Source organism: Lentzea sp., assembly GCF_036380075.1.
In the GTDB taxonomy this organism is placed as follows: Bacteria; Actinomycetota; Actinomycetes; order Mycobacteriales; family Pseudonocardiaceae; genus Lentzea.
In genome coordinates this window covers 1-19,067 of record NZ_DASVFL010000268.1, presented here as the reverse complement: position 1 = coordinate 19,067, position 19,067 = coordinate 1, and the positions used below count along the sequence as shown (strand labels likewise).

The 19,067-nt window shown below is 72.6% G+C and carries 22 protein-coding genes and 1 pseudogene; 12 read left to right on the top strand and 11 right to left on the bottom strand.

The window, feature by feature from the left end; translation table 11 throughout:
* The 3 genes and pseudogenes from VF330_RS29090 to VF330_RS29080 all read right to left on the bottom strand — a co-directional run.
* Window positions 1-760, bottom strand: a pseudogene (locus tag VF330_RS29090) (hypothetical protein); the annotation flags it as partial.
* Window positions 757-1,620, bottom strand: coding sequence for a hypothetical protein (locus VF330_RS29085; protein WP_330854883.1), 864 nt, complete (start codon window positions 1,618-1,620; stop codon window positions 757-759). The gene VF330_RS29085 and the pseudogene VF330_RS29090, both read right to left, overlap by 4 nt.
* The gene (locus VF330_RS29080; protein WP_330854882.1) at window positions 1,602-1,949 is read right to left on the bottom strand and encodes a PadR family transcriptional regulator; all 348 of its coding nucleotides are present in this window, start codon (window positions 1,947-1,949) and stop codon (window positions 1,602-1,604) included. Before VF330_RS29080 ends, VF330_RS29085 begins: the two co-directional genes overlap by 19 nt.
* Before the next feature lie 223 nt (window positions 1,950-2,172).
* Here VF330_RS29080 and VF330_RS29075 point away from each other — a divergent pair, with 223 nt between their 5' ends.
* Window positions 2,173-2,928: a thymidine kinase gene (locus VF330_RS29075; protein ID WP_330854881.1), complete on the top strand. Its 756-nt coding sequence runs from the start codon at window positions 2,173-2,175 to the stop codon at window positions 2,926-2,928.
* 238 nt (window positions 2,929-3,166) lie between these two features.
* The gene (locus VF330_RS29070) at window positions 3,167-3,511 is read left to right on the top strand and encodes an RNA polymerase-binding protein RbpA (protein ID WP_065919117.1); all 345 of its coding nucleotides are present in this window, start codon (window positions 3,167-3,169) and stop codon (window positions 3,509-3,511) included.
* A gap of 67 nt (window positions 3,512-3,578) precedes the next feature.
* Here VF330_RS29070 and VF330_RS29065 read toward each other — a convergent pair whose 3' ends face one another.
* On the bottom strand, window positions 3,579-4,220 hold the full coding sequence (locus VF330_RS29065) for a TVP38/TMEM64 family protein (RefSeq protein ID WP_330854880.1): 642 nt from the start codon (window positions 4,218-4,220) through the stop codon (window positions 3,579-3,581).
* A 30-nt stretch (window positions 4,221-4,250) separates the two neighbouring features.
* On the opposite strand from VF330_RS29065, the gene VF330_RS29060 reads away from it, so the two are divergent.
* Entirely contained in the window at window positions 4,251-5,075 is an 825-nt protein-coding gene (locus VF330_RS29060) for an aldo/keto reductase (protein WP_330854879.1), read from the top strand.
* A gap of 7 nt (window positions 5,076-5,082) precedes the next feature.
* Window positions 5,083-5,649: an SMI1/KNR4 family protein gene (locus VF330_RS29055; RefSeq protein ID WP_330854878.1), complete on the top strand. Its 567-nt coding sequence runs from the start codon at window positions 5,083-5,085 to the stop codon at window positions 5,647-5,649.
* Between the two features lie 27 nt (window positions 5,650-5,676).
* Here VF330_RS29055 and VF330_RS29050 read toward each other — a convergent pair whose 3' ends face one another.
* Window positions 5,677-5,985: a DUF1540 domain-containing protein gene (locus VF330_RS29050; RefSeq protein ID WP_330854877.1), complete on the bottom strand. Its 309-nt coding sequence runs from the start codon at window positions 5,983-5,985 to the stop codon at window positions 5,677-5,679.
* A 410-nt stretch (window positions 5,986-6,395) separates the two neighbouring features.
* Here VF330_RS29050 and VF330_RS29045 point away from each other — a divergent pair, with 410 nt between their 5' ends.
* Together VF330_RS29045 and VF330_RS29040 are read left to right on the top strand one after the other, a co-directional pair.
* The gene (locus tag VF330_RS29045; RefSeq protein ID WP_330854876.1) at window positions 6,396-6,986 is read left to right on the top strand and encodes an NADPH-dependent F420 reductase; all 591 of its coding nucleotides are present in this window, start codon (window positions 6,396-6,398) and stop codon (window positions 6,984-6,986) included.
* The gene (locus tag VF330_RS29040; protein WP_330854875.1) at window positions 6,983-8,005 is read left to right on the top strand and encodes an LLM class flavin-dependent oxidoreductase; all 1,023 of its coding nucleotides are present in this window, start codon (window positions 6,983-6,985) and stop codon (window positions 8,003-8,005) included. The genes VF330_RS29045 and VF330_RS29040 overlap by 4 nt, the downstream gene beginning before the upstream one ends.
* Here the strand turns inward: VF330_RS29040 and VF330_RS29035 are convergent.
* Both VF330_RS29035 and VF330_RS29030 read right to left on the bottom strand, forming a co-directional pair.
* Window positions 8,002-8,400, bottom strand: coding sequence for a nuclear transport factor 2 family protein (locus VF330_RS29035; RefSeq protein WP_330854874.1), 399 nt, complete (start codon window positions 8,398-8,400; stop codon window positions 8,002-8,004). The genes VF330_RS29040 and VF330_RS29035 overlap by 4 nt on opposite strands.
* A 20-nt stretch (window positions 8,401-8,420) precedes the next feature.
* Entirely contained in the window at window positions 8,421-9,323 is a 903-nt protein-coding gene (locus VF330_RS29030; RefSeq protein WP_330854873.1) for an SDR family NAD(P)-dependent oxidoreductase, read from the bottom strand.
* Window positions 9,324-9,416: 93 nt separating this feature from the next.
* On the opposite strand from VF330_RS29030, the gene VF330_RS29025 reads away from it, so the two are divergent.
* Window positions 9,417-9,986: a TetR/AcrR family transcriptional regulator gene (locus VF330_RS29025; RefSeq protein WP_330854872.1), complete on the top strand. Its 570-nt coding sequence runs from the start codon at window positions 9,417-9,419 to the stop codon at window positions 9,984-9,986.
* Between the two features lie 3 nt (window positions 9,987-9,989).
* Here VF330_RS29025 and VF330_RS29020 read toward each other — a convergent pair whose 3' ends face one another.
* From VF330_RS29020 to VF330_RS29005, 4 genes are read right to left on the bottom strand one after another with little or no spacing between them, the layout of a single operon-like run.
* A complete protein-coding gene (locus tag VF330_RS29020; protein ID WP_330854871.1) occupies window positions 9,990-10,517 on the bottom strand; it encodes a hypothetical protein in 528 nt (175 codons plus the stop codon).
* A 10-nt stretch (window positions 10,518-10,527) separates the two neighbouring features.
* The gene (locus tag VF330_RS29015; RefSeq protein WP_330854870.1) at window positions 10,528-11,697 is read right to left on the bottom strand and encodes an ABC transporter permease; all 1,170 of its coding nucleotides are present in this window, start codon (window positions 11,695-11,697) and stop codon (window positions 10,528-10,530) included.
* Window positions 11,694-12,422: an ABC transporter ATP-binding protein gene (locus tag VF330_RS29010; protein ID WP_330854869.1), complete on the bottom strand. Its 729-nt coding sequence runs from the start codon at window positions 12,420-12,422 to the stop codon at window positions 11,694-11,696. Before VF330_RS29010 ends, VF330_RS29015 begins: the two co-directional genes overlap by 4 nt.
* Window positions 12,419-13,447 (bottom strand): peptidoglycan-binding protein, encoded by a 1,029-nt coding sequence (locus tag VF330_RS29005; protein ID WP_330854868.1) that lies wholly within the window; start codon window positions 13,445-13,447, stop codon window positions 12,419-12,421. The genes VF330_RS29010 and VF330_RS29005 overlap by 4 nt, the downstream gene beginning before the upstream one ends.
* A 79-nt stretch (window positions 13,448-13,526) precedes the next feature.
* On the opposite strand from VF330_RS29005, the gene VF330_RS29000 reads away from it, so the two are divergent.
* The 5 genes from VF330_RS29000 to VF330_RS28980 all read left to right on the top strand — a co-directional run bounded on the left by VF330_RS29000 (window position 13,527) and on the right by VF330_RS28980 (window position 18,898).
* Entirely contained in the window at window positions 13,527-14,222 is a 696-nt protein-coding gene (locus VF330_RS29000; protein ID WP_330854867.1) for a response regulator transcription factor, read from the top strand.
* Window positions 14,209-15,906, top strand: coding sequence for a sensor histidine kinase (locus tag VF330_RS28995; RefSeq protein ID WP_330854866.1), 1,698 nt, complete (start codon window positions 14,209-14,211; stop codon window positions 15,904-15,906). The genes VF330_RS29000 and VF330_RS28995 overlap by 14 nt, the downstream gene beginning before the upstream one ends.
* A gap of 34 nt (window positions 15,907-15,940) precedes the next feature.
* Window positions 15,941-16,732, top strand: a complete 792-nt coding sequence (locus VF330_RS28990; protein ID WP_330854865.1) for a glycoside hydrolase family 20 zincin-like fold domain-containing protein — start codon at window positions 15,941-15,943, stop codon at window positions 16,730-16,732.
* Between the two features lie 289 nt (window positions 16,733-17,021).
* The gene (locus VF330_RS28985) at window positions 17,022-17,669 is read left to right on the top strand and encodes a response regulator transcription factor (protein ID WP_330854884.1); all 648 of its coding nucleotides are present in this window, start codon (window positions 17,022-17,024) and stop codon (window positions 17,667-17,669) included.
* Window positions 17,666-18,898 carry a HAMP domain-containing sensor histidine kinase gene (locus tag VF330_RS28980; RefSeq protein ID WP_330854864.1) on the top strand — a complete coding sequence of 411 codons (1,233 nt, stop codon included), beginning with the start codon at window positions 17,666-17,668 and terminating at the stop codon, window positions 18,896-18,898. Before VF330_RS28985 ends, VF330_RS28980 begins: the two co-directional genes overlap by 4 nt.
* Window positions 18,899-19,067 lie beyond the last annotated feature (169 nt).

Below are 19,067 nucleotides of genomic sequence, written 5' to 3'. Positions count from 1 at the left end.
CGAACAACACCACCAGCCACGGCGAGCACAGCACCGCGAACACCGCCAACGCCCGCCCCAACGCCACTTCCCCGCGCACGTACGCGAACACCCGCACGCAGAGCACCGCAGCGGGCACCACGACCGGACTCACGCCGTAGGCGAGCATCTCCACCAACCCCACGGCCACCGCTCCCCCGCACCACCACAGCATCCGGGCCGGCGGCGGCGCCTCCCGGTGGAAACCCAGGCACAGCGCCACGAACCCCACGAGCGCCGGCAACTGCCACAACACGCTCGTCAGACCAGCCGGACCCGGATCGGTCAGCGCGCGCACCAGCCACGGCAGCAACGCCACCCCCGCCACGACCTTCGCCCACGTCCGCTGACCGCGCACCAGCAACGCGATCACCGCCACCGGGCTCAGGTCCACCAGCAGCGTCTCCCACTGCGGCGCCGCCCCGTCCCCCACGACGAGCTCGGCGTAGACCACCTGCACCGCGTTCTTCAGGCCCAGCACCATCCCCAGCACCGCCAGCCACCGCGCGACCTCCCCCAACCGGACCGCGGTCGCCGGAGCGTGCGACGCCGCGAACCGTGTGCGGACCGCCAACGCCAGCATCGCGCCCGTCTCCCCCCAGCCCGGCCAGCTGTGCTCCAGGTCGAGGTCGTCGCTCCGGTCGGCCAGGAACAGGCCGACCATCTCCTCCTCGCGGTCGTCGCGGTACCACCGCGGCAACACCTTCAGCAGGCGCCGGTACCGGCGTTCGAGGTTCGTCACGAGAACCGCGGCTTCCGCACCGGCGCCACCGCGCTGACCACCAGCACCACCACGAGGGCGACCGCGAGGGCCACCACCGTGCCGCTCAGCAGCAGCAACACCACCGGTCCGAGCTCCAGCAGCGCGAACACCGACAACGCCCGCCCCAGCACGAAGTCACCCCGCACCAACGCCACCACGCGCACCACCACGAGTGCCGCGATGAGCACGACCGTCGCCGTCAACGGTCCGGCGGCCAGCCCCAGCAGCAGCGCTCCCCCACCCCACCAGGCGAGCCTGCCGACCGGCGGCGTCGGAGCCTCGCGGTGGAAACCCAGGCACAGGCACACGAACGTCACGAGCGCCGGCAGCTGGAACAGCCACCACGTCCCCGCGACCGCCCCGAACGCCAGAACGGGCACCAGCCCCGGCAGCACCGAGGCCAGCGCCAGCAGCTTCGCCGCCGTCCGCTGCCCCGCGAGCAGCGCCACGAACGCCGCGACGGGCACCTGCGCGAGCAGCACGGTGAACGCCAGCGCCGTGAACCCCGACGAGACCACCGAGCTCGTGATCGCCACACCAGCCTGGAACAACCCGACCAGCAGACCGATGACGCCCAACGCGCGCACGACCTCGCCGCGCCGGTTCACCCCGGCGGAGAGCGCCGCCCCCGCCCCCAGGTGCGTCCGCACCGCGAGCCCGAGCACCGCCCAGGTCTCCCCCCACCCCGGCCAGCCGTGCTCCTGGTCGAGGTCGCCGGTCCGGCCGGCCAGGAAGATCCCGACCATCTCCTCCTCGCGGTCGTCGCGGTACCACCGCGGCAACACCCTCAACAGGCGCCGGTACCGGCGTTCGAGGTTGCTCACGCGTTGTTCGCCCACGCCTGCACGCCCCTCCCCCGCAGGACGGCGGAGGCCGCGCGCACGTTCGCGCTGAGCCGCGCGACCTCGGCCTGCAACGCCCGCACACCGGAGTCGGTGAGCTTGTAGTAGCGCCGCAGCCTCCCCTGGTGCACCTCCTCGCGGTCGCGTTCGGCGAACCCGTCCGCGACCAGCCTGTCCAGCACCCCGTACAACGTGCCCACCCGCAGCACCATCCGCCCCTCGGACAGCTGCTCCACCGCCTGCACGATCGCGTACCCGTGCAACGGCTCCTCGGCGAGCGCGGTGAGCACGAGGAACATCTGTTCCGACATGACCCGACCACTCATGTCGCTGAATATATCGCGGCGCGAGCTATATCGGGAAGCGGAACAACGACGGCGATTGATTTTGGTCAACACTGAAGTTATCGAGTCACTCGATCCGAAAGGATGTTTCGAGTCGCTGTTCCGGGGCTATGCCGTGCGGAAGTACCAGGTCGCGGGCGAAGGGGTGGGCGATGAACCGTGGGGATTCCTCATGATCGGGACCCAGGCACTAGGGTGACCCGCCGTGGACGCCCTTCCCGATCCGACAGACGCCCTCTCCGCTGTACCTGTCGCGGGTTCCCGGCGCTCGACGCCGGTGGTGGGGCACCTCAAGTTCTTCTTCGGCCCCATGGACTGCGGCAAGTCGACGCTCGCCCTGCAGATCGACCACAACAACTCCCGGCAGGGCCGCCGCGGGCTGCTGCTGGTCCGGCACGACCGGTCGGGCCGCCCGCAGATCTCGAGCCGCATCGGCATCACGCGCGAGGCCGCGGAGATCCGCGACGACGACCTCCGCCGGCTGGTGCGGGCGGAGTGGGCGCAGGGCCGCCGGGTCGACTACTTGATCGTCGACGAGGCCCAGTTCCTCACCCCCGAACAGGTGGAGCAGCTGGCGGAGCTCGCGGACGACGTCCAGGTCGACGTGTACTGCTTCGGCCTGGCCACGGACTTCCGCGGCGAGATGTTCCCCGGTTCGCAGCGGCTGTTCGAACTGGCCGACGAGCTCAAGGCCATCCAGGTCGAGGTGCTCTGCTGGTGCGGGGTGCCGGGGCGGTTCAACGCGCGGGTGCGGGCCGGACGGGTGATTCGCGCGGGAGACACGGTCCTGGTCGCCGACACGGCGCCGGACACGGAACAGCACCGACCGGGTACGGAGAGCAACGGTGTAACCGACGCCACGGAAACTACTGTGCGCTACCAGGTGCTCTGCCGCCGTCACTTCCGGCTGGGTGATCTAGGCCCTGACGTCGCACAAAGTGGTCAGCTTCGGTTGGCGTAGGCGACTACCCACCGCCTCCTCTAGGCCATTAGAGTGATGCATGAGCGCAGGAGCTTGATAACGCGTCACGATCCTGTGGCGATCGCATCCATTAGTAGGAAGCCTTCGTTGACGAGTGAACGACGTCACTGTGGGCGACCATGAAGGCGAACCGGAAACAAACGGAGCAATCCGGGCGTTGCACACGGTGAGCAAGAAGCCTGGGCCCCGGCCCTGAGCCGAGCGAAAGGACACCGCCATGGCCGACCGCGTTTTGCGTGGAAGCCGGCTCGGAGCAGTCAGCTACGAGACCGACCGCAACCACGATCTCGCTCCGCGCCGGGCAGCGCGGTACGCCTGCCCCAAGGGACACGACTTCGAGGTCCCGTTCTCCGACGACGCCGAGCTGCCGCCGACCTGGGAATGCCGTCTCCACGGCACCGAGTCGAAGATCATCGACGGCGTCGAGCCGGAGGTGAAGAAGATCAAGCCGCCGCGCACGCACTGGGACATGCTCCTGGAGCGCCGGTCGATCCCCGAGCTCGAGGAGCTGCTCGACGAGCGCCTCGAAGAGCTGCGCGGACGCCGCACCCGCACGGCCTGATCTCCTCGCAGACGCTTCAAGCCGTCCCGGTCTCCCGCCGGGGCGGCTTTTTGCGGTCCGGAAGGCTCTAGGAGGCCCGTGCGGCCGCTGTGATCAAGTTCCGCCCCCACCACACCCCCGCGACCGCCAGCACGCACCAGATCGCCAGCGCCACCAGGGAACGGGGCGATCCGAGATCGCTCAGCGCGTCCCCCAGCACCGCGGCGAGCACCGTCGACGGCACGAGGCCCAGCGCGGTGCCGAGAGCGAAGTCGCGCGCCCTCACCGCCGTGACGCCCGCGGCGTAGTTCGCCAGCGTGAACGGCACGACCGGCAGCAGCCGGACCACGAGCGTCGCCTCGACGCCGCGTCGAGCGAAGACCCGTTCGACCACCTGCAGCCGCTCCCCCAGCCAGCGCCCCACGGTCTCGCGTCCCAGCCCGCGGGCCACCGCGAACGCGATCATGGCGCCGGCCGTGAACCCGGCGACCGCGAGCGCGCTCCCCCACCCGATGCCGAACAGCAGCCCGGCCGCCGTGGCGAGCACCGGTTTCGGGAGGAACACCGCCGTGCCGAGCGCGCAGACGCCCACGAGGACGAACGGGGCCGCCGCTCCCCCGCCGTCGACGTACGCGCGGAGCTCGTCGCCGTCGGGGAGGCCGGCGACCTGGGCCAGCACGGCCAGTGCCACGACGAGCAGCACGAGGAGGATCAGGCCCGCACGTCGCATGACCCCAACGTACCCGGCAAGCTGGGACCCATGACCGTGCAGCTGCCGTCCGGCGAGACCGTCCCCGCGCTCGGCATGGGGACGTGGATGATGGCCGAGAACCCCGCCAGGCGCGACGAGGAGGTCCGCGCGTTGCGGACCGGGCTGGACCTCGGACTGACGCTGGTCGACACGGCGGAGATGTACGGCGGCGGCGCCGCGGAGTCGCTCGTCGGTGAGGCGATCACCGGACGCCGCGACGAGGTGTTCCTGGTGTCGAAGGTGCTGCCCGGCAACGCGAGCGCCGCCGGCACCGTCCGGGCCTGCGAGGCGAGCCTGAGCCGGCTCGGCACCGACCGCCTCGACCTGTATCTGCTGCACTGGCGCGGCCGGTTCCCCCTCGCCGAGACGCTCGACGGGTTCGCGGCGCTGGCCGAGGCGGGCAAGATCCGGCACTGGGGCGTCAGCAACCTCGACCTGACCGACATGCGGGAGCTGACCGCGTTGCCCGGCTTCTGCCAGACCAACCAGATCCTCTACAACCTCACGCGCCGCGGCCCGGAGCACGACCTGCTGCCGTGGCACGCGGAGGCGGGGATCCCGGTGATGGCCTACTCCCCCGTCGAGCAGGGACGGCTGCTGGACTCCCCCGTGCTCGCGTCCGTGGCGCGGCGGCACGTCGCGTCCGCCGCGCAGGTGGCGCTGGCGTGGGTGCTGCGGCTGCCGTTCGTGACCGCGATCCCGAAGGCGGGCACGGTCGAGCACGTGCGGGACAACGCCCGCGCGCTGGGCCTGGTGCTGACGGACGAGGACCTGGCCGAGCTGGACCGGGCGTTCCCTCCCCCGCGCGGGCCGCAGCCGCTGGAGATGCTTTAGTGCACCGATGAGCTGGATCGACGTCGAACGCTGGGCGGGCGAGAACCTCCCGAAGCTGCACGCCACGCTGCTGCCGCCATCGTCCGCTCAGGACATCGCGGCCGCGGAGAGCGCGATCGGCCACCGGTTTCCCGCCGACCTCGCCGCGTGGTGGCGGGAGTTCGGCGGCATCGGCGAGAAGACGCTCCTGTGGGATCTCATCCCGGGCTGCTGGCAGCCGCAGGGACTCGCCCAGGCGCTGGAGGACCGGGCGATGGTGATGGAGGTCCGCAACGACCTCTTCGACTCCTCCCCCGAGGCCGCGCTGCGAGAACCGGCCGGCACTCCGAACACCGAGCTGTGGCTGCCCGCGTGGCTTCCCGTCGCCACCGACCTCGGCGGCGGCCACCTGTTCGTGGACCTGCGCGGCGGGCCGCGGCACGGGTGCGTCATCGAGTGGAACAAGGTCGAGGGAGCCGACGGCGTGCCCGTGTACGCGGACGTGACCGCCATGCTCGACCACGCTTCGCGCGCCCTGCGGGGCCACACCGAGCACCGGGTCGTGGTGCGGGACGGCTACTTCGACTGGCAGTAGCCGTCCCGCACCCCTTCCGGGCCGTGTCTAGCGCGGCTCGTACGTCAGGCAGTTCGCCTGGTGGGCGCCGTCGCCCTGGCCGACGCGCACGCTCTGCGCCGTGCACTCCAGCGAGGCGTTGTGCGTGCAGTCGGTCCTCGAGCAGGCGCCGACCTGCGCGACCACCTTGTCCAGGCCGCCCTTCGTGCCGAGCGGGATGAACGTGCCGCAGTCCGCGGCGCCGTTGTCGCCGCGCACGGTGATGGCGAAGGCGTGGCAGCCGTCGTGGTTGTACGAGCAGTCGCTGACGGTGCAATCGTGGACTGCGGGCATCGCCGGGTTCTCGAGAGTGGTCATGTCCGCTCCTGCCGTGGTGGGAAAGGTTCGGTTATTCCGGACCATGCCACCGCGGCAGAAGCACCGCAATTCGAGCGGAATTAGGGGAGCCTATCCTTCAACAATCATTTCGGCCCGGAACGGGAAACGCCTGACGCGTTCTTTCAGCAGGTCATCGAGGTCCTGACCTTGAGCGAACCGCCTCGTGGAGACGTCGACACAGAGATGCGGGACCGGGCTGCAGCCTTCTCGCGGATATCCGTTCACCAAACAGGATGACCGGCGTTTGAAAGAGACCGCGCCGCGGTGTTCCCCGAAGTCGCGGAACACCGCGGCGCGACGAGACCCCCTACGGACGGTCCGCCGGGAATAAGCGGGGGCCGGTCCGGTTAAGCTAGGTGATACATCAACTAGCCGGGGTCGGGTGTGCTGTGAAGATCGCTGTTCTGGGTGCGGGCCACGTCGGCCCGGTCGTCGCGCGCCTCGCTCTCGCGGCGGGCCACACCATGACCATCGCGGGGTCCGGCGACCCGGCGCGGATCGCGATGATCACCGAGTTCCTCGCGCCGGGCGCGGTGCCGCTGACCGCCGCCGACGCCGTCGCGGACGCCGACCTCGTCGTGCTGGCGATCCCGTGGCACCGCTTCCCCTCGCTGGAACCCGCGATGTTCGCGGGCAAGGTCGTCGTCGACGCGATGAACCACTGGCCGCCCGCCGAGGCACCGCTCGGCACGAGCGAGGACGTGGCCCGGCGGCTGACCGGCGCGCACGTCGTGAAGACCCTCAACCACATCGCCTACCAGGACATGGAACCCGCCGCGGGCCGTGCCGTCGGCGTCGCCGGTCCCGCCGACGCCGTGGCCGTCGTGGCGGAGTTCCTGCGCGGCCTGGGTTTCGACCCGGTGCCGGTGGGCCCCCTGACCGCCGGGCGGCACCTGGAGCCCGGCAGCCCGCTGTTCGGCGTCGCGGCCCGCCGCGACGACTTCGAGAACCTCTCCCCGCTCGCGAAGGAATCTGAATGACCACCACGTTCGGGCTCGACACGTTCGGCGACGTCACCCTCGACGCCACCGGCACCCCGCTCAGCCACGCCCAGACCATCCGCAACCTCGTCGAGCAGGGCGTGCTCGCCGACCAGGTCGGCCTCGACTTCTTCGGCATCGGCGAGCACCACACCCCCGACATGCCGCTCTCGGCCGCCGACGTGGTGCTGGCCGCCATCGCCGCCCGCACGTCCCGCATCCGCCTCGGTTCGGCGGTGACGGTGCTGAGCTCGGACGACCCGGTGCGCGTGTTCCAGCGGTTCTCCACGCTGAACGCGGTCTCGGACGGCCGCGCGGAGATCATCCTCGGCCGCGGGTCCAGTGTGGACTCGTTCCCGCTGTTCGGCTACGACCTCGCCGACTACGAGGACCTGTTCGAGGAGAAGACGCACCTGTTCGCGGAGATCCTGAAGGGCGGCCCGGTCACCTGGCAGGGCAAGACCCGCGCGGCGTTGCACGAGCAGGACGTCGTGCCGTTCAGCGAACCGTTCCCCACCTGGATCGGCGTGGGCGGCAGCCCGCAGTCCGTGGTGCGCGCGGCGTCGTACGGGTTCTCGCTGATGCTGGCGATCATCGGCGGCCACCCGTCGCGCTTCGCCCCGTTCTCCGAGCTGTACCGGCACGCGCTGGAGAAGTTCGGCCACGCACCGAAGCCCATCGGCATCCACTCCCCCGGCCACGTCGCCGAGACCGACGAGCAGGCGCGGGAGGAGTTCTGGCCGCACTACCTCGACCTGATCGGCCGGCTGGGCAAGTCGCGCGGGTTCGCGACCCCCACCCCGGAGTCGTACGCGCACGAGGTCGGCCCGCACGGCGCGCTGTTCGTCGGCTCACCGGAGACGGTGGCGGCGAAGATGGCGAGCACGATGACGACGCTGGGCGCCAGCCGGTTCGACCTGAAGTACGGGATCGGCGGGCTGCCGCACGAGTCGCTGCTGCGCACGATCGAGCTGTACGGGACGCGGGTGGTGCCGCGGGTGCGGGACCTGCTCGCCTAAGCCAGCTGTTCCAGCAGCCTGGCGACGGCGACCGGGTTCGAGTACTCGCGGACGCGGCGGATCAGGCCGTCGCGCACGTCGAACCGGAAGACGTACCGGTTGCGGTAGGGCTCCCCCGTCCCGGCCACGGTCATGTCGCCGCCGCACTCGACGAACACGGTCTCCCCGGCGGCGAAGAACTCCTGGTCCCGCCAGCGGATCCGGTCGAAGTTGGCGGCTGCCGTCCGCACCCAGGCGAGCAGGGCCTCCTTGCCCGTGACGGTGTCCACGGGCTCGAGTGCCCCGTGCACGGTCAGCGGGGCCTCCATCACGACGTCCGGCGCCAGGTGCGGCTCCAGGACCTCCGGCGACTTCGACTCCGTCGCGGCGAAGAACGCCTCGGCGTGGTGGCGCATGTGCGTGTTCCCCTTTCCCGTCAGGCGTTCGCGGCCGTGCGGATGGTCTCCAGGTGCTGCCACAGCTCGCGTTCGCGGCCGGGGTCGTAGGACTCGTCGGACGAGCGGGTGACGCGGGTCCGGTCGACGTAGGAGCCCGACGGCGCGTCAACGCCGCCCAGGACCGCGTCGGCGAGCTTGCGGCCCGCGCCGGCCGGGGTGTCGGCGAACGGCGTCAGCGCCAGGGGGACGGTGAGCCACCTCATCGCGAGCCTGCCCACGGGTCCGGCGTCGCGGGACAGGCCCGTGCGCGGGACGAGACCGGGGTTGTAGGAGGTGATGGTGACGCCGGGCGGCAACCGCCTCGCCCACTCGTGCACGAGGTGGATCGCGGCCAGCTTGCTGGTCGTGTAGGCGGTCCTGCCCGCCGTGACCGAACCGGGGTCGGCGAACCCGCCGGGCCGGGCGAGCGTCGCGGGAGCCGACCACCGGGGGGCGGGCATGGTGCCGCCGGTGTGCTTGAAGTCGCCGAAGTGCGTGTCGCTCACGGTCACGAGCAGCCGCGCCGGGGCGGTGAGCACCGGGACCAGCCCGGCGATGAGCAGGTGGTTGGCCAGGACGTTGACGGCGAACGTCGTCTCGTAGCCGTCCTCGGTCGTGTGCAGGGCGTCGCCGAGCGAGACGCCCGCGTTGCCCGCGAACCCCGTGAGCGGGGGCACGACGCCGTCCGCCAGCAGGGTCCGGATCGTGTCGACGGCCGAACCGACACCGGCCACGCTCGCCAGGTCGGCGTCGACGAGCGTCACGCGCGGTCCCCGCAGGTCCTCGCCGGACCTGCCGCGAGCCAGCACGACGAGGTGCATCCGCGGGTCCCTGCGCAGCAGTTCCACGGCGGCCACGCGGCCGATGCCGCTCGTGGCTCCGGTCATCACCAGGGTGTGCATCGTCGGCCTTCCGGTTGAGTTGACGGTGTCAACAGAAGACACCATTTCGGTAGACGCTGTCAACTCAAAACGGGGGCGGCTTAGGATGGGCCGGTGACGACGCGTGCCGAGACCGCAGCCGCGACCAGGCAGGCCCTGCTGCGGGCGGCGGAGGAGCTCCTCGACCGCGGCGGCGTGGAAGCGGTGACGTTGCGCGAGGTCGGCGGCGCGGCGGGGCTGTCACGGTCGGCCGCCTACCGCCACTTCGCCGACAAGGACGCGATGCTCACGGCGATCAGCTTCGCCGGGTGGGAGGAGCTGACCGACCGCCTCCACGACATCGCGGCGCGGTCGGTCGAGAGCCCGGCGGCGGCCCTGCGGGAGGCGATCGGCGAGTTCCTCGCGCTCGCCCGCACCAGGCCCGGCCTCTACCGCCTGATGCTGACCCGCGCGCCCTTCGGCGACATGGCCGCGGAGGTCGGCGAGCGGTCGCAGGACGTCTTCCACACGCTGGTCGCCCGCGTCGTCCCGGCCGGTGCGGCGCGGCCGTTCGCGGGGCTGATCATGGCCGCGGCCCACGGCATCGCCGACCTCGAGGCGGGCGGGCAGCTCGACCCGCGCAAGTACGACGCGGACGGCGACGCGCTCATCGACCTGCTCATCGCCACCCTGCCCGCCCGCTGAGCGTCACTTCCGCGACGAGGCGATCTCGCACTCCTTGGCGTGCTCCAGGCCCAGCGTGATCGACGCGGCGTCGTTGTTCGGGCCGCCCAGCGACCAGGTGATCATCTCGGCGCCCGGTTCGTTGAGCACCTCGACGTAGCGGACGCCCTTCTCGCGCAGGCACCGCACGACGCGCTGGGCGAAGTCGAGGGCCTCCGGGTTGGCCGGGTCCTTCTCCCACGGCGGCAGCGGCACCTTGGAGGCGCAGGCCTGCACCGCCCTGTCTACCTCCTCCTTCATCGGCTGGGACTGCGAGGCCTCCGCCCTGCCCTTCTTGTCCAGGCCGAACCCGGCCATGCACTGGTCGTACGGGGCGTTGAGGGCGTCGAGGTCCTCCGGGGTCATGTCGAGGCGTTCGCGCGGGCGTTGTTCCTGCGCGGCCGCGCCGGCTGAAGCGCTGGGCGGGGTCGAGATCGAGGCGACCTCGGGCTGGGCGACCGGCTGGGAGCAGGCGGCCAGGAGCAGCAGCAGGGCGAGCGGGGCCTTCTTCATCGGGAACCTTTCACGCGGAGAGCGCCCGCGTCGGCGTGAGCCGGGCGGCGCGGAGGGAGGGGTACAGGCCCGCGGCGGCGCCCACGACGAGCGCCGCCAGCAGACCACCGGCCAGGACCGGCAGGGGCAGGACGAGGGGCCAGCGGTGCCAGGTGGCGTAGCCCGCGACGCCGAGCGCGCCCAGGGCGGTGCCCGCCAGGCCGCCGAGGGCCGACAGCAGCACGGCCTCGGTGAGGAACTGGGACCGGATGTGGCCGCGGGTGGCGCCGAGTGCCCGCCGCAGGCCGATCTCGCCGCGGCGTTCCAGCACCGAGATCACCATCGTGTTCGCCACGCCGACGCCGCCCACCAGCAGCGCGACGCCCGCGAGGCCCAGGAACAGGGCGCTGTAGGAGTTCTGGGTGGCGCGCTTGGCCGCGAGGGCGTCGGACGGCCGCGACACCTGGACCAGGCCGGGGACCTCGCCGTGCAACGTCGCCGGGAGCACGGCACGGACGTCCTCGATGGACTCCTCTCTGGCCTTCACGTACACGACCGTCGGGTGGCCGTCGAACCCGAGACGGGTGCGGGCGGCCTCCCAGCCCACGAGCACGGCGCGGTCGACGTCGGGGGCGAGCGGCAGCGGGCCGAGCACCCCGACGACGGTGAACCAGCCGTCCCCCATGAACACCGCCGGGTGCTCGCCGACGTCCTGGATGCCCAGCCGCGCCGCGGCGACGTGGCCCAGCACCACCGACGGGAAGTCCGGGCGCGGCAGGAACTCGCCGCTGCGGACGTGCCCGTTGAGCGCGTCGAGCAGGCCGGGGGTGGCGGCCAGGACGGTGAGGTCGGAGCTGTGGCCGGGGTCGAGCAGGTCGTTGCGGCGGACGCGGACGTGGGTGTTGGCGACGGCCGCGGCGGTGGTCACCGGGCCGATCCTGCGCACCATCGCCACCGACGACTCCGGCAGCAGGACCGGGTCCTCCTGGCGCGGGGCCGGCTGGGCGCGCAGGAGGTTGGTGCCGAGCGCGGTCAGCTCGTCGAGCAGGGCCTGCTGGCTCGACGCCGGGATGCCGGTGACCACGACGACGGTGGCGATGCCCAGCGCGATGCCGAGCGCGGACAGGGCGGCGCGGAGCCGGCGGGTGCGGATGCCGAGCGATCCCAGGGCGAGCAGGTCGGCGAACGAGAGGCGTCTCATCGCACGCTCCTCGTCACGACGGTCCGTTCGGTCGCGGTCGCCACCCGCGTGTCCGCGACGATCCGGCCGTCGCGCAGCTCCACCCTGCGCGGCAGCGAGGCGGCGATGTCGCGGTCGTGCGTGATCAGGGCGATCGTCGTGCCCTGGCGGTTCAGCTCGCGCAGCAGGTCCAGGACGGCGCGGCCGGTGGCGGTGTCGAGGGCGCCGGTCGGTTCGTCGGCCAGCACCAGCGACGGGTTGTTCACCACCGCGCGGGCGATCGCGACGCGCTGGCGTTCGCCGCCGGAGAGCTGTTGGGGCCGGTGGTCGGCGCGGTGGCCGAGGCCGACCCGTTCCAGCGCCGCCACGGCCAGCTCCCTGCGGTCCTTGCGCCGCACGCCCGCGTACAGCAGGCCGGTGGCGACGTTCTCGGTCGCGGAGAGCGCGTCGGACAGGTGGAACTGCTGGAACACGAACCCGAGGCGGCTGCCGCGCAACGCCGAGAGCGTGCGGTCCGACAGCGTCGAGACGTCCCTGCCGTCGATCTCCACCGTCCCCGAGGACGGCAGGTCCAGCGTTCCGACCAGGTGCAGCAACGTCGACTTGCCCGACCCGGACGGTCCCACGATCGCGAGCAGCTCACCCGAGCGGACCTGCAACGACACGTCGTCCAGCGCCGTCACGCCGCCGGGGTGGTGCTTGCTGACGGAGTGCAGCGCGAGCACCGGGGTTCCGGGAGGGCTCACTGCGCGGTCACCACTTCCAGGCCGTCGGTGATGCCGTCACCGGAGATCTCGACCAGGTCCTGCGAGTACAGGCCGGTCTTCACGGCCTTGAGCGCGCCACCGGGCAGCTGCACGGCGTACCCGCCCTCCTTCAACGCGACGAGCGCCGCGAGCGGCACCGTCAGGACGCCCGTCCGGCTTTCGGTCGTGATCTTCACCCGGACCGGCGCGGTGTCCAGGTCGCCCACGTCCGCCGGGGTGTCGGGCGTGACCACGACGTCGACCTTCTGACCGCCGTTCTCCTGCGGGGCCGCGGTGGTCACCGAGGTGACCTTGGCGGGCACCTCGCGGGCGTCCGGGCGGACGACGACGACCGGCAGGCCGGCCTTGAGCGCGCCCGCCTCGGCCACCGGGACCTCGGCGGTGACCAGGCGCGTGGTCGTGGTGAGCTCGAACAGCTCCTCCGCCGCCGGGGCGCCGAGCTGGGCCTTCACCGTCGCGACGCGCATCGGCCGGTCGAGCACCAGCACGCGGCCGGGCGCGAGGACGCCGTTCTGCTCGACGCCCACGGCCTTCTGCCACTTCTTCAGCGCCTCGACCACGCGCGGGGTGAGCTCGGCCTTCGCCGAGTCCCCTGGCCGCGTGCCCACCTGGTAGCCCAGGGCCGCGAGGTTGTCCATCACCACCGCGACGTCCGAGCCCTTGACGCCCGGCGCGTCGAGCGTGCGGAACAGGGGCGTCGCGCCGTAGAACACGACGACCGGCTGGTCGTCCACGCGGTACAGCTCCCGGCCCAGCTCGGTGGCCTGACCGGCGGCGGGCAGCTTCGTGACGGTGCCGGCGACTCCTTTGACCGGGCGGGCGGCGCCGAAGCCGAGGCCGGCCTGGAGCAGCCGGGTGTTCGCCAGGTCGCCCTTCTTCACGGTCGTGGTCTTCACCTGCGGCGGCGGCGCCGCGGTGGGTTCGTCCGGTCTCCCCCGCACGACCAGGAAGACGGCGGCGACGGCCACGACGAGCAGCGTGGCCGCGATGACGGTGGTGCGCATGCGGTGGATCTTCGGAGGCACTTGTGAGGATCCTGTGTCGAACCGGTGACCGGCCGGAGGGCGTCCCTATGATCGCCGCGTGAGCGCTCTCATCCTGGTCGCCGAGGACGACGTGAACCAGGCCGAGCTGGTCCGCCGCTACCTGGAGCAGGACCACCACCGGGTGCTCGTCGTCCACGACGGACGCGACGCGCTGGAGGTGTGCCGCTCCCGCGGTCCGTCGCTCGTCGTGCTCGACCTGATGCTGCCGGGGCTGGGTGGCCTGGACGTGTGCCGGGCGCTGCGGGCCGACTCGGACGTGCTGGTGCTCATGCTCACCGCGCGGTCCACCGAGGACGACCTGCTGCACGGGCTCGGCATCGGCGCGGACGACTACATGACCAAGCCGTTCAGCCCGCGCGAACTGGTGGCGCGGGTGCGGACGTTGCTGCGCCGGCGTCCGTCGGACCGGCCCGCACCCCTGCTCGCCGTGGGACCGATCGTCGTCGACCCGGTGCGGCACGAGGTGACGGTGCGCGGCGAACGGGTCGAGTGCACGCCCGGCGAGTTCGGGCTGCTGGAGGTGCTCGCGTCCGAAGTGGACAGGGTGTTCTCCCGCGAGCAGCTGCTGGAGCGGATGCACGGCCTGGACAGCTTCCTCACCGCCCGCACGATCGACACGCACGTCAAGAACCTGCGCCGCAAGATCGAGACCGACGCCCGCACGCCGGAGCACCTCGTCACGGTGTACGGCATCGGCTACAAGCTCACGGCCGGTCGTCGTGGCGCGCCGTAGCGTCCTGGCCCGGCTGCTCCTGGTCGCGGCGCTGATCGCGGTGTGCTCGATCGCCGCGACCGCGTGGCTGTCGACGCAGCTCACCAAGGCGTCGATCGCGCGGGAGCAGGGCAGGGAGCTGGCCGCGGACAACAGGATCTACGCCACGCTGCTCGGGTACGCGGCCGGGCACCGCGACTGGTCCGAAGTGGACGGCTACCTCGACGCGCTGCTGCGCGAGCACCCCGGGCGCCGGGTCGTGCTGGTGACGAGGGACGGCAGGACGATCGCGGACCTGGGCGGTGCCGGCGGCCAGCTCCCGGCGACGGCCGCGGCGGTCGTCGACCCGCTCGCCGTCGACCCGGTGCTCGTGCCGGACGCCCCGGCCGACCGGATCGACGAGCGGGTGCTCGGACCGTTCCGCACCCCGATCGGCTTCCGCGACCGCGAGGACCGCACGGGGTCGTTGTTCTGCCTGCGGCTGGTCAGGAAGGAGCAGGCGCGGCTCGACTGCCGCGAGGACGACCTGCCGTTCGACACCGCCGCCGACTTCGCCGCGCTGCTGGACCTGGAGGACCTCGTCAACGCGTGCCTGGCGCGCCGGTCGCTGCCGCCGGTCGACCTGGACCCCGACTACACGCCCGCGGGCAAGCAGTCGGGCGTGCCGCCGCCGGACGAACCGGCCGTCGCCGCCTGCGTCACCGCCTCCCGCAAGGAGCAGCTCACCCCGTACGTGGCGGCGCCCGCGCTGCTCTACCTGACGACCCCGGCGGGACCGCCGACCACCGCGATCTCGTTGTCCGGCAACGAGTGGCAGGTCGTCGGCGCGGCGGCGGCCGTGCTGCTGGCCGCGGTCGGGGCGGCGGCGTTCGCGGGGGCGCGGATCACGCGGCCGCTGCGGGCGTTGACCGCGGCGGCCGACCACCTGTCCTCCGGCGGGGACCTCCCGCCCGTCCCGGTGCGCGGTCAGGACGAGATCGCGGTCCTGACCAGGGCGTTCAACACGATGGTCGCGTCCAGGGCGCAGCTGGAGCAGGCGCGCAAGGCGCTGGTCGGCGACGTCGCCCACGAGCTGCGCACCCCGCTGAGCACGATCCGGGGCTGGCTGGAGGCGGCGGAGGACGGGGTGAGCGACCTCGACCCGGCGCTGGTCGCGTTGCTGCTCGAGGAGGCGCTGGTCCTGCAGCACGTCGTGGACGACCTGCAGGACCTCGCGGTGGCCGACGCGGGCGCGTTGCGGCTCACCGTCGAACCGGTGCCCGTCGCCGCGCTGCTGGACCAGGTCCGCGCGGCCCACGAGGCCCGCGCGGCGCAGGCCGGTGTCGCGGTGTCGGTGTCCGCCGACCCCGCGCTGGTGGTGCCCGCGGACGCCGTGCGGTTGCGGCAGGTCCTCGACAACCTCGTCGCGAACGCGGTGCGGTACGTGCCCGCCGGCGGGTCGGTGACCGTCGGCGCCGTCGCGGAGGACGGGCACGTGCTCATCACCGTGGCGGACACCGGCGCGGGCATCGCGCCGGAGGACCTGCCGCACGTCTTCGACCGGTTCTGGCGGGCCGACCGGTCGCGGTCGCGCAGCACCGGAGGCAGCGGCCTGGGCCTCGCGATCGTGCGCAAGCTCGTCGAGGCGCACGGCGGCACGGTCGATGTGACCAGCACGACAGGTGTCGGAACGACGTTCCACGTCCGGTTGCCGGAACTCCGCTGATACTTCCGGCGTTGGACCGCTGGAGGAGAAACCGGTGATCGTTCCCATGCCTGCGAGCGCGCCCCGTCGCACGGGCTCGTTCGTGCTGACCGAAGACGTGACCGTGCGGGTGACCGGGCAGGCCCGCACCGCCGCGGCGATGCTGCGCGAGCACGTCTTCCGGCAGACCGGCTACCTGCTCGCGGAGTCGCCTGACGGCATGCTGATGGTGTCGCACGACCCGGCGATGCGCGGCCTGGGCCCGGAGGGCTACGCGTTGCTGGTCAGCAACGACGCGGTGATGCTGCGCGCGGGCACGCAGGCCGGGCTGCGCCACGGCGTGCAGTCGTTCCGGCAGCTGATGACGCGCGACGGCACCGTCCGCGCCGCGGACGTGCGCGACTCCCCGGCGTTCGCGTGGCGCGGGGTGTCGAGCGCGCTGCTGCCGCCGGCGGAGATGCGCAGGACGATCGACCGGATGGCCGCCTACAAGCTCAACGTGCTGCACGTGTTCCCCGACGGCGACCCGGACGCGTTGCGCGACCTCGTCGAGTACGGGCGCGACCACGGCATCACCGTCGTGCCCGAGCTCAGCCCGGCGACGATCGAGCTGCTGGACCTCTTCCCCAGCCGGTGGGTGCACATCGGCAGCGCCAAGCTCAGCACCAAGTTCGCCGGTCTGCTCGAACGCCACGGCCGGCTGCCGGTGCGGTGGCACGACGGCGGTTCGGACGTCCTCGGCCCGCACGGGCAGCTCGTGGAGGGCGACGAGGTGCTGCGGGCCGTGGCCACCGCGGGCTGGGTGGGCGGGCAGCGCACGACGGCGGCGGTCGCGCCGGCCTGGTAGCCGTTCACACTTCCGCACGGGCCGCAGGTCGCGCCGGGCGGTTGTTCACATGTTTACCGTTGAAATGCCCGGCCCTTCTCCGCTTGCGCGGGGCGCGGGCCCACCGGGTGTCGGCCGAACGCCCCACTTCGCTGTTCCTCATGGCCGCGAATCCGCCGGGACCGTGCCGGAAACCGGTCCTGTCGACCCGCTGTTGCGCCGGTCCGGTGACCTGGCCGCCCGGGGTGGTGCGTGCGATCGTGTTGCGGTGCGGGGGATTTCGACGTTCCGGGAGGACCAGCCCTTCCGGTTGCTCCTGGTCGAGGACGACCGGGAACTGGTGGAGCTGCTGGCCGCCGTGCTGCGCGGTGAGGGCTACGTCGTCGACGTCGCGTTCGACGGGCAGCGCGGGCTGCACCTCGCGCTCACCCAGCCGTTCGACGTGGTGGTGATCGACCGCGGCCTGCCCGTGCTCGACGGCCTGGACCTGTTGTCCCGGTTGCGTTCCCGGTCCCTGCGCACGCAGGTGCTGGTGCTGACGGCGATGAGCTCGGTGCACGACCGGATCGACGGGCTCGACGCGGGTGCCGACGACTACCTGACCAAGCCGTTCGACCTCGGCGAGCTGACCGCCCGGCTGCGCGCCCTGTGCCGGCGCGCGGCGGAGCTGGCCGCGGTGCTGCGCATCGGCGCCGGCCGGCTGGAGCTCGAACAGCACCAGGTCGTGCTGCCCGACGGCGAGAAGGTCCCGTTGACGGCGCGGGAGTTCGCGCTGCTGCGGGTGCTCGCCACCCATCCCGACACGGTGCACACGCGGGCGGCGTTGCGGCGCACCGTGTTCCAGGACGCACCCTCTCAGTCCATTGTGGACACCTACGTGCACTACCTGCGTTCGAAGGTCGGGCGTTCGGTCGTGCTGACCGTGCAGGGCATCGGCTACCGGTTGGGGGCGCTGTGACGGCGGAGGCGGAGGTCCGGCGCGCGCGGCTGCGGGTGAGCGTGCTGGTCGGCGTCGCGATCACGCTGGTGATCGCGTTCGTCGGCGGGATCGCGTACCTGGTGATGGCGCAGGCCCAGCAGACCCAGGTGGCGCGCGAGCTGCGGTACAACACCACCTACGGCGTCCCGGACGTCGCCCCGCGGTGCGCGTGGGTGTTCGTGCTGGAGGACGGGGTGCTCGACCAGGGCGTGCTCGCGGTGCCCGCCGGTTTCCCGGTGCGCTCCGACCTCGACGAGTCCGCGGCGTCCGGCAGGTCCGTCTCGCGGTCCGTCTCCGCGAACGGCACGGAGTACGAGGTGCTCACGACACCGGGCGCGGACGGCACGACGGTGCAGGCGGTGTTCGACCTGCGCTACCAGCTCGCCGACCGCTCGCACCTGCTGCTGGCGCTCGGCATCGCGCAGCTGGCGGGCCTGCTGGTGGCCGCGCTGATCGGCCTGGGCGTGAGCCGCCGCGCGATCGGACCGCTGGCGGAGGCGCTGGCCCGGCAACGGCGGTTCGTCACCGACGCGAGCCACGAGCTGCGCACCCCGATCGCCCGCGCCCACCTGCGGGCGCAACTGCTGGCGGCGACCGTCCCCGACGCGCAGCGCGACAACCTCGACGCGCTGACCCGGTCGATCCGCGGGCTCGCCGACGTGGTCGACGACCTCCTGCAGTCGTCCCAGCTCGGCGTGCTGGAGGGCAGGCCGGTGGACTTGGCGGACGTGGCCGAGGCCGCCGTCGTCGGCGAGACCGAACGGGCGGCGCAACGCCAGATCACGCTCTCGCTGGAACACCCCGGCCACCCGCTGGTGGTCAACGGCGTCGAGACGGCGCTGCGGCGGGCGGTGGACGAGCTGCTGGCCAACGCCGTGCGGCACACGCCGGAGGGCGGGCGGATCTCGGTGGGGGTCGCGGCGGCGGACGGGTTCGCGGAGCTGGTCGTGGCGGACACCGGACGCGGGTTCGAGGCCGGGGAGGCCGCGCGGCTGTTCGAGCGGTTCCGCGGCGGGGAGGGCGGGTTCGGGCTGGGGCTCGCGCTGGTGCGGGAGGTCGTGACCGGGCACGGCGGAACGGTGGAGGCCGTCGGGCGTCCCGGGGTCGGGGCTCGGTTCACGCTGCGGGTGCCGTTGGCGGGGCGTGCTGACGCAGGGGTCCCCTTGGGTTCCGGGTCCCCCGCGGCCCACCGTACCGAGCTGGTCTGACAGTTCCGGTGGGTCGAGCGGTGCCCCAGCGGGACCGGCCCGCGTTGCGGGGTTGAGCGCGTTGCGGGATTGAGCGCGTTGCGGGGGGAGCATGCTGCGCGTTGGAGCGCACCGGGGGAGCATGCTGCGCGGTGGAGCGCACCGGGATTGAGCGCACCACGGGACCAAC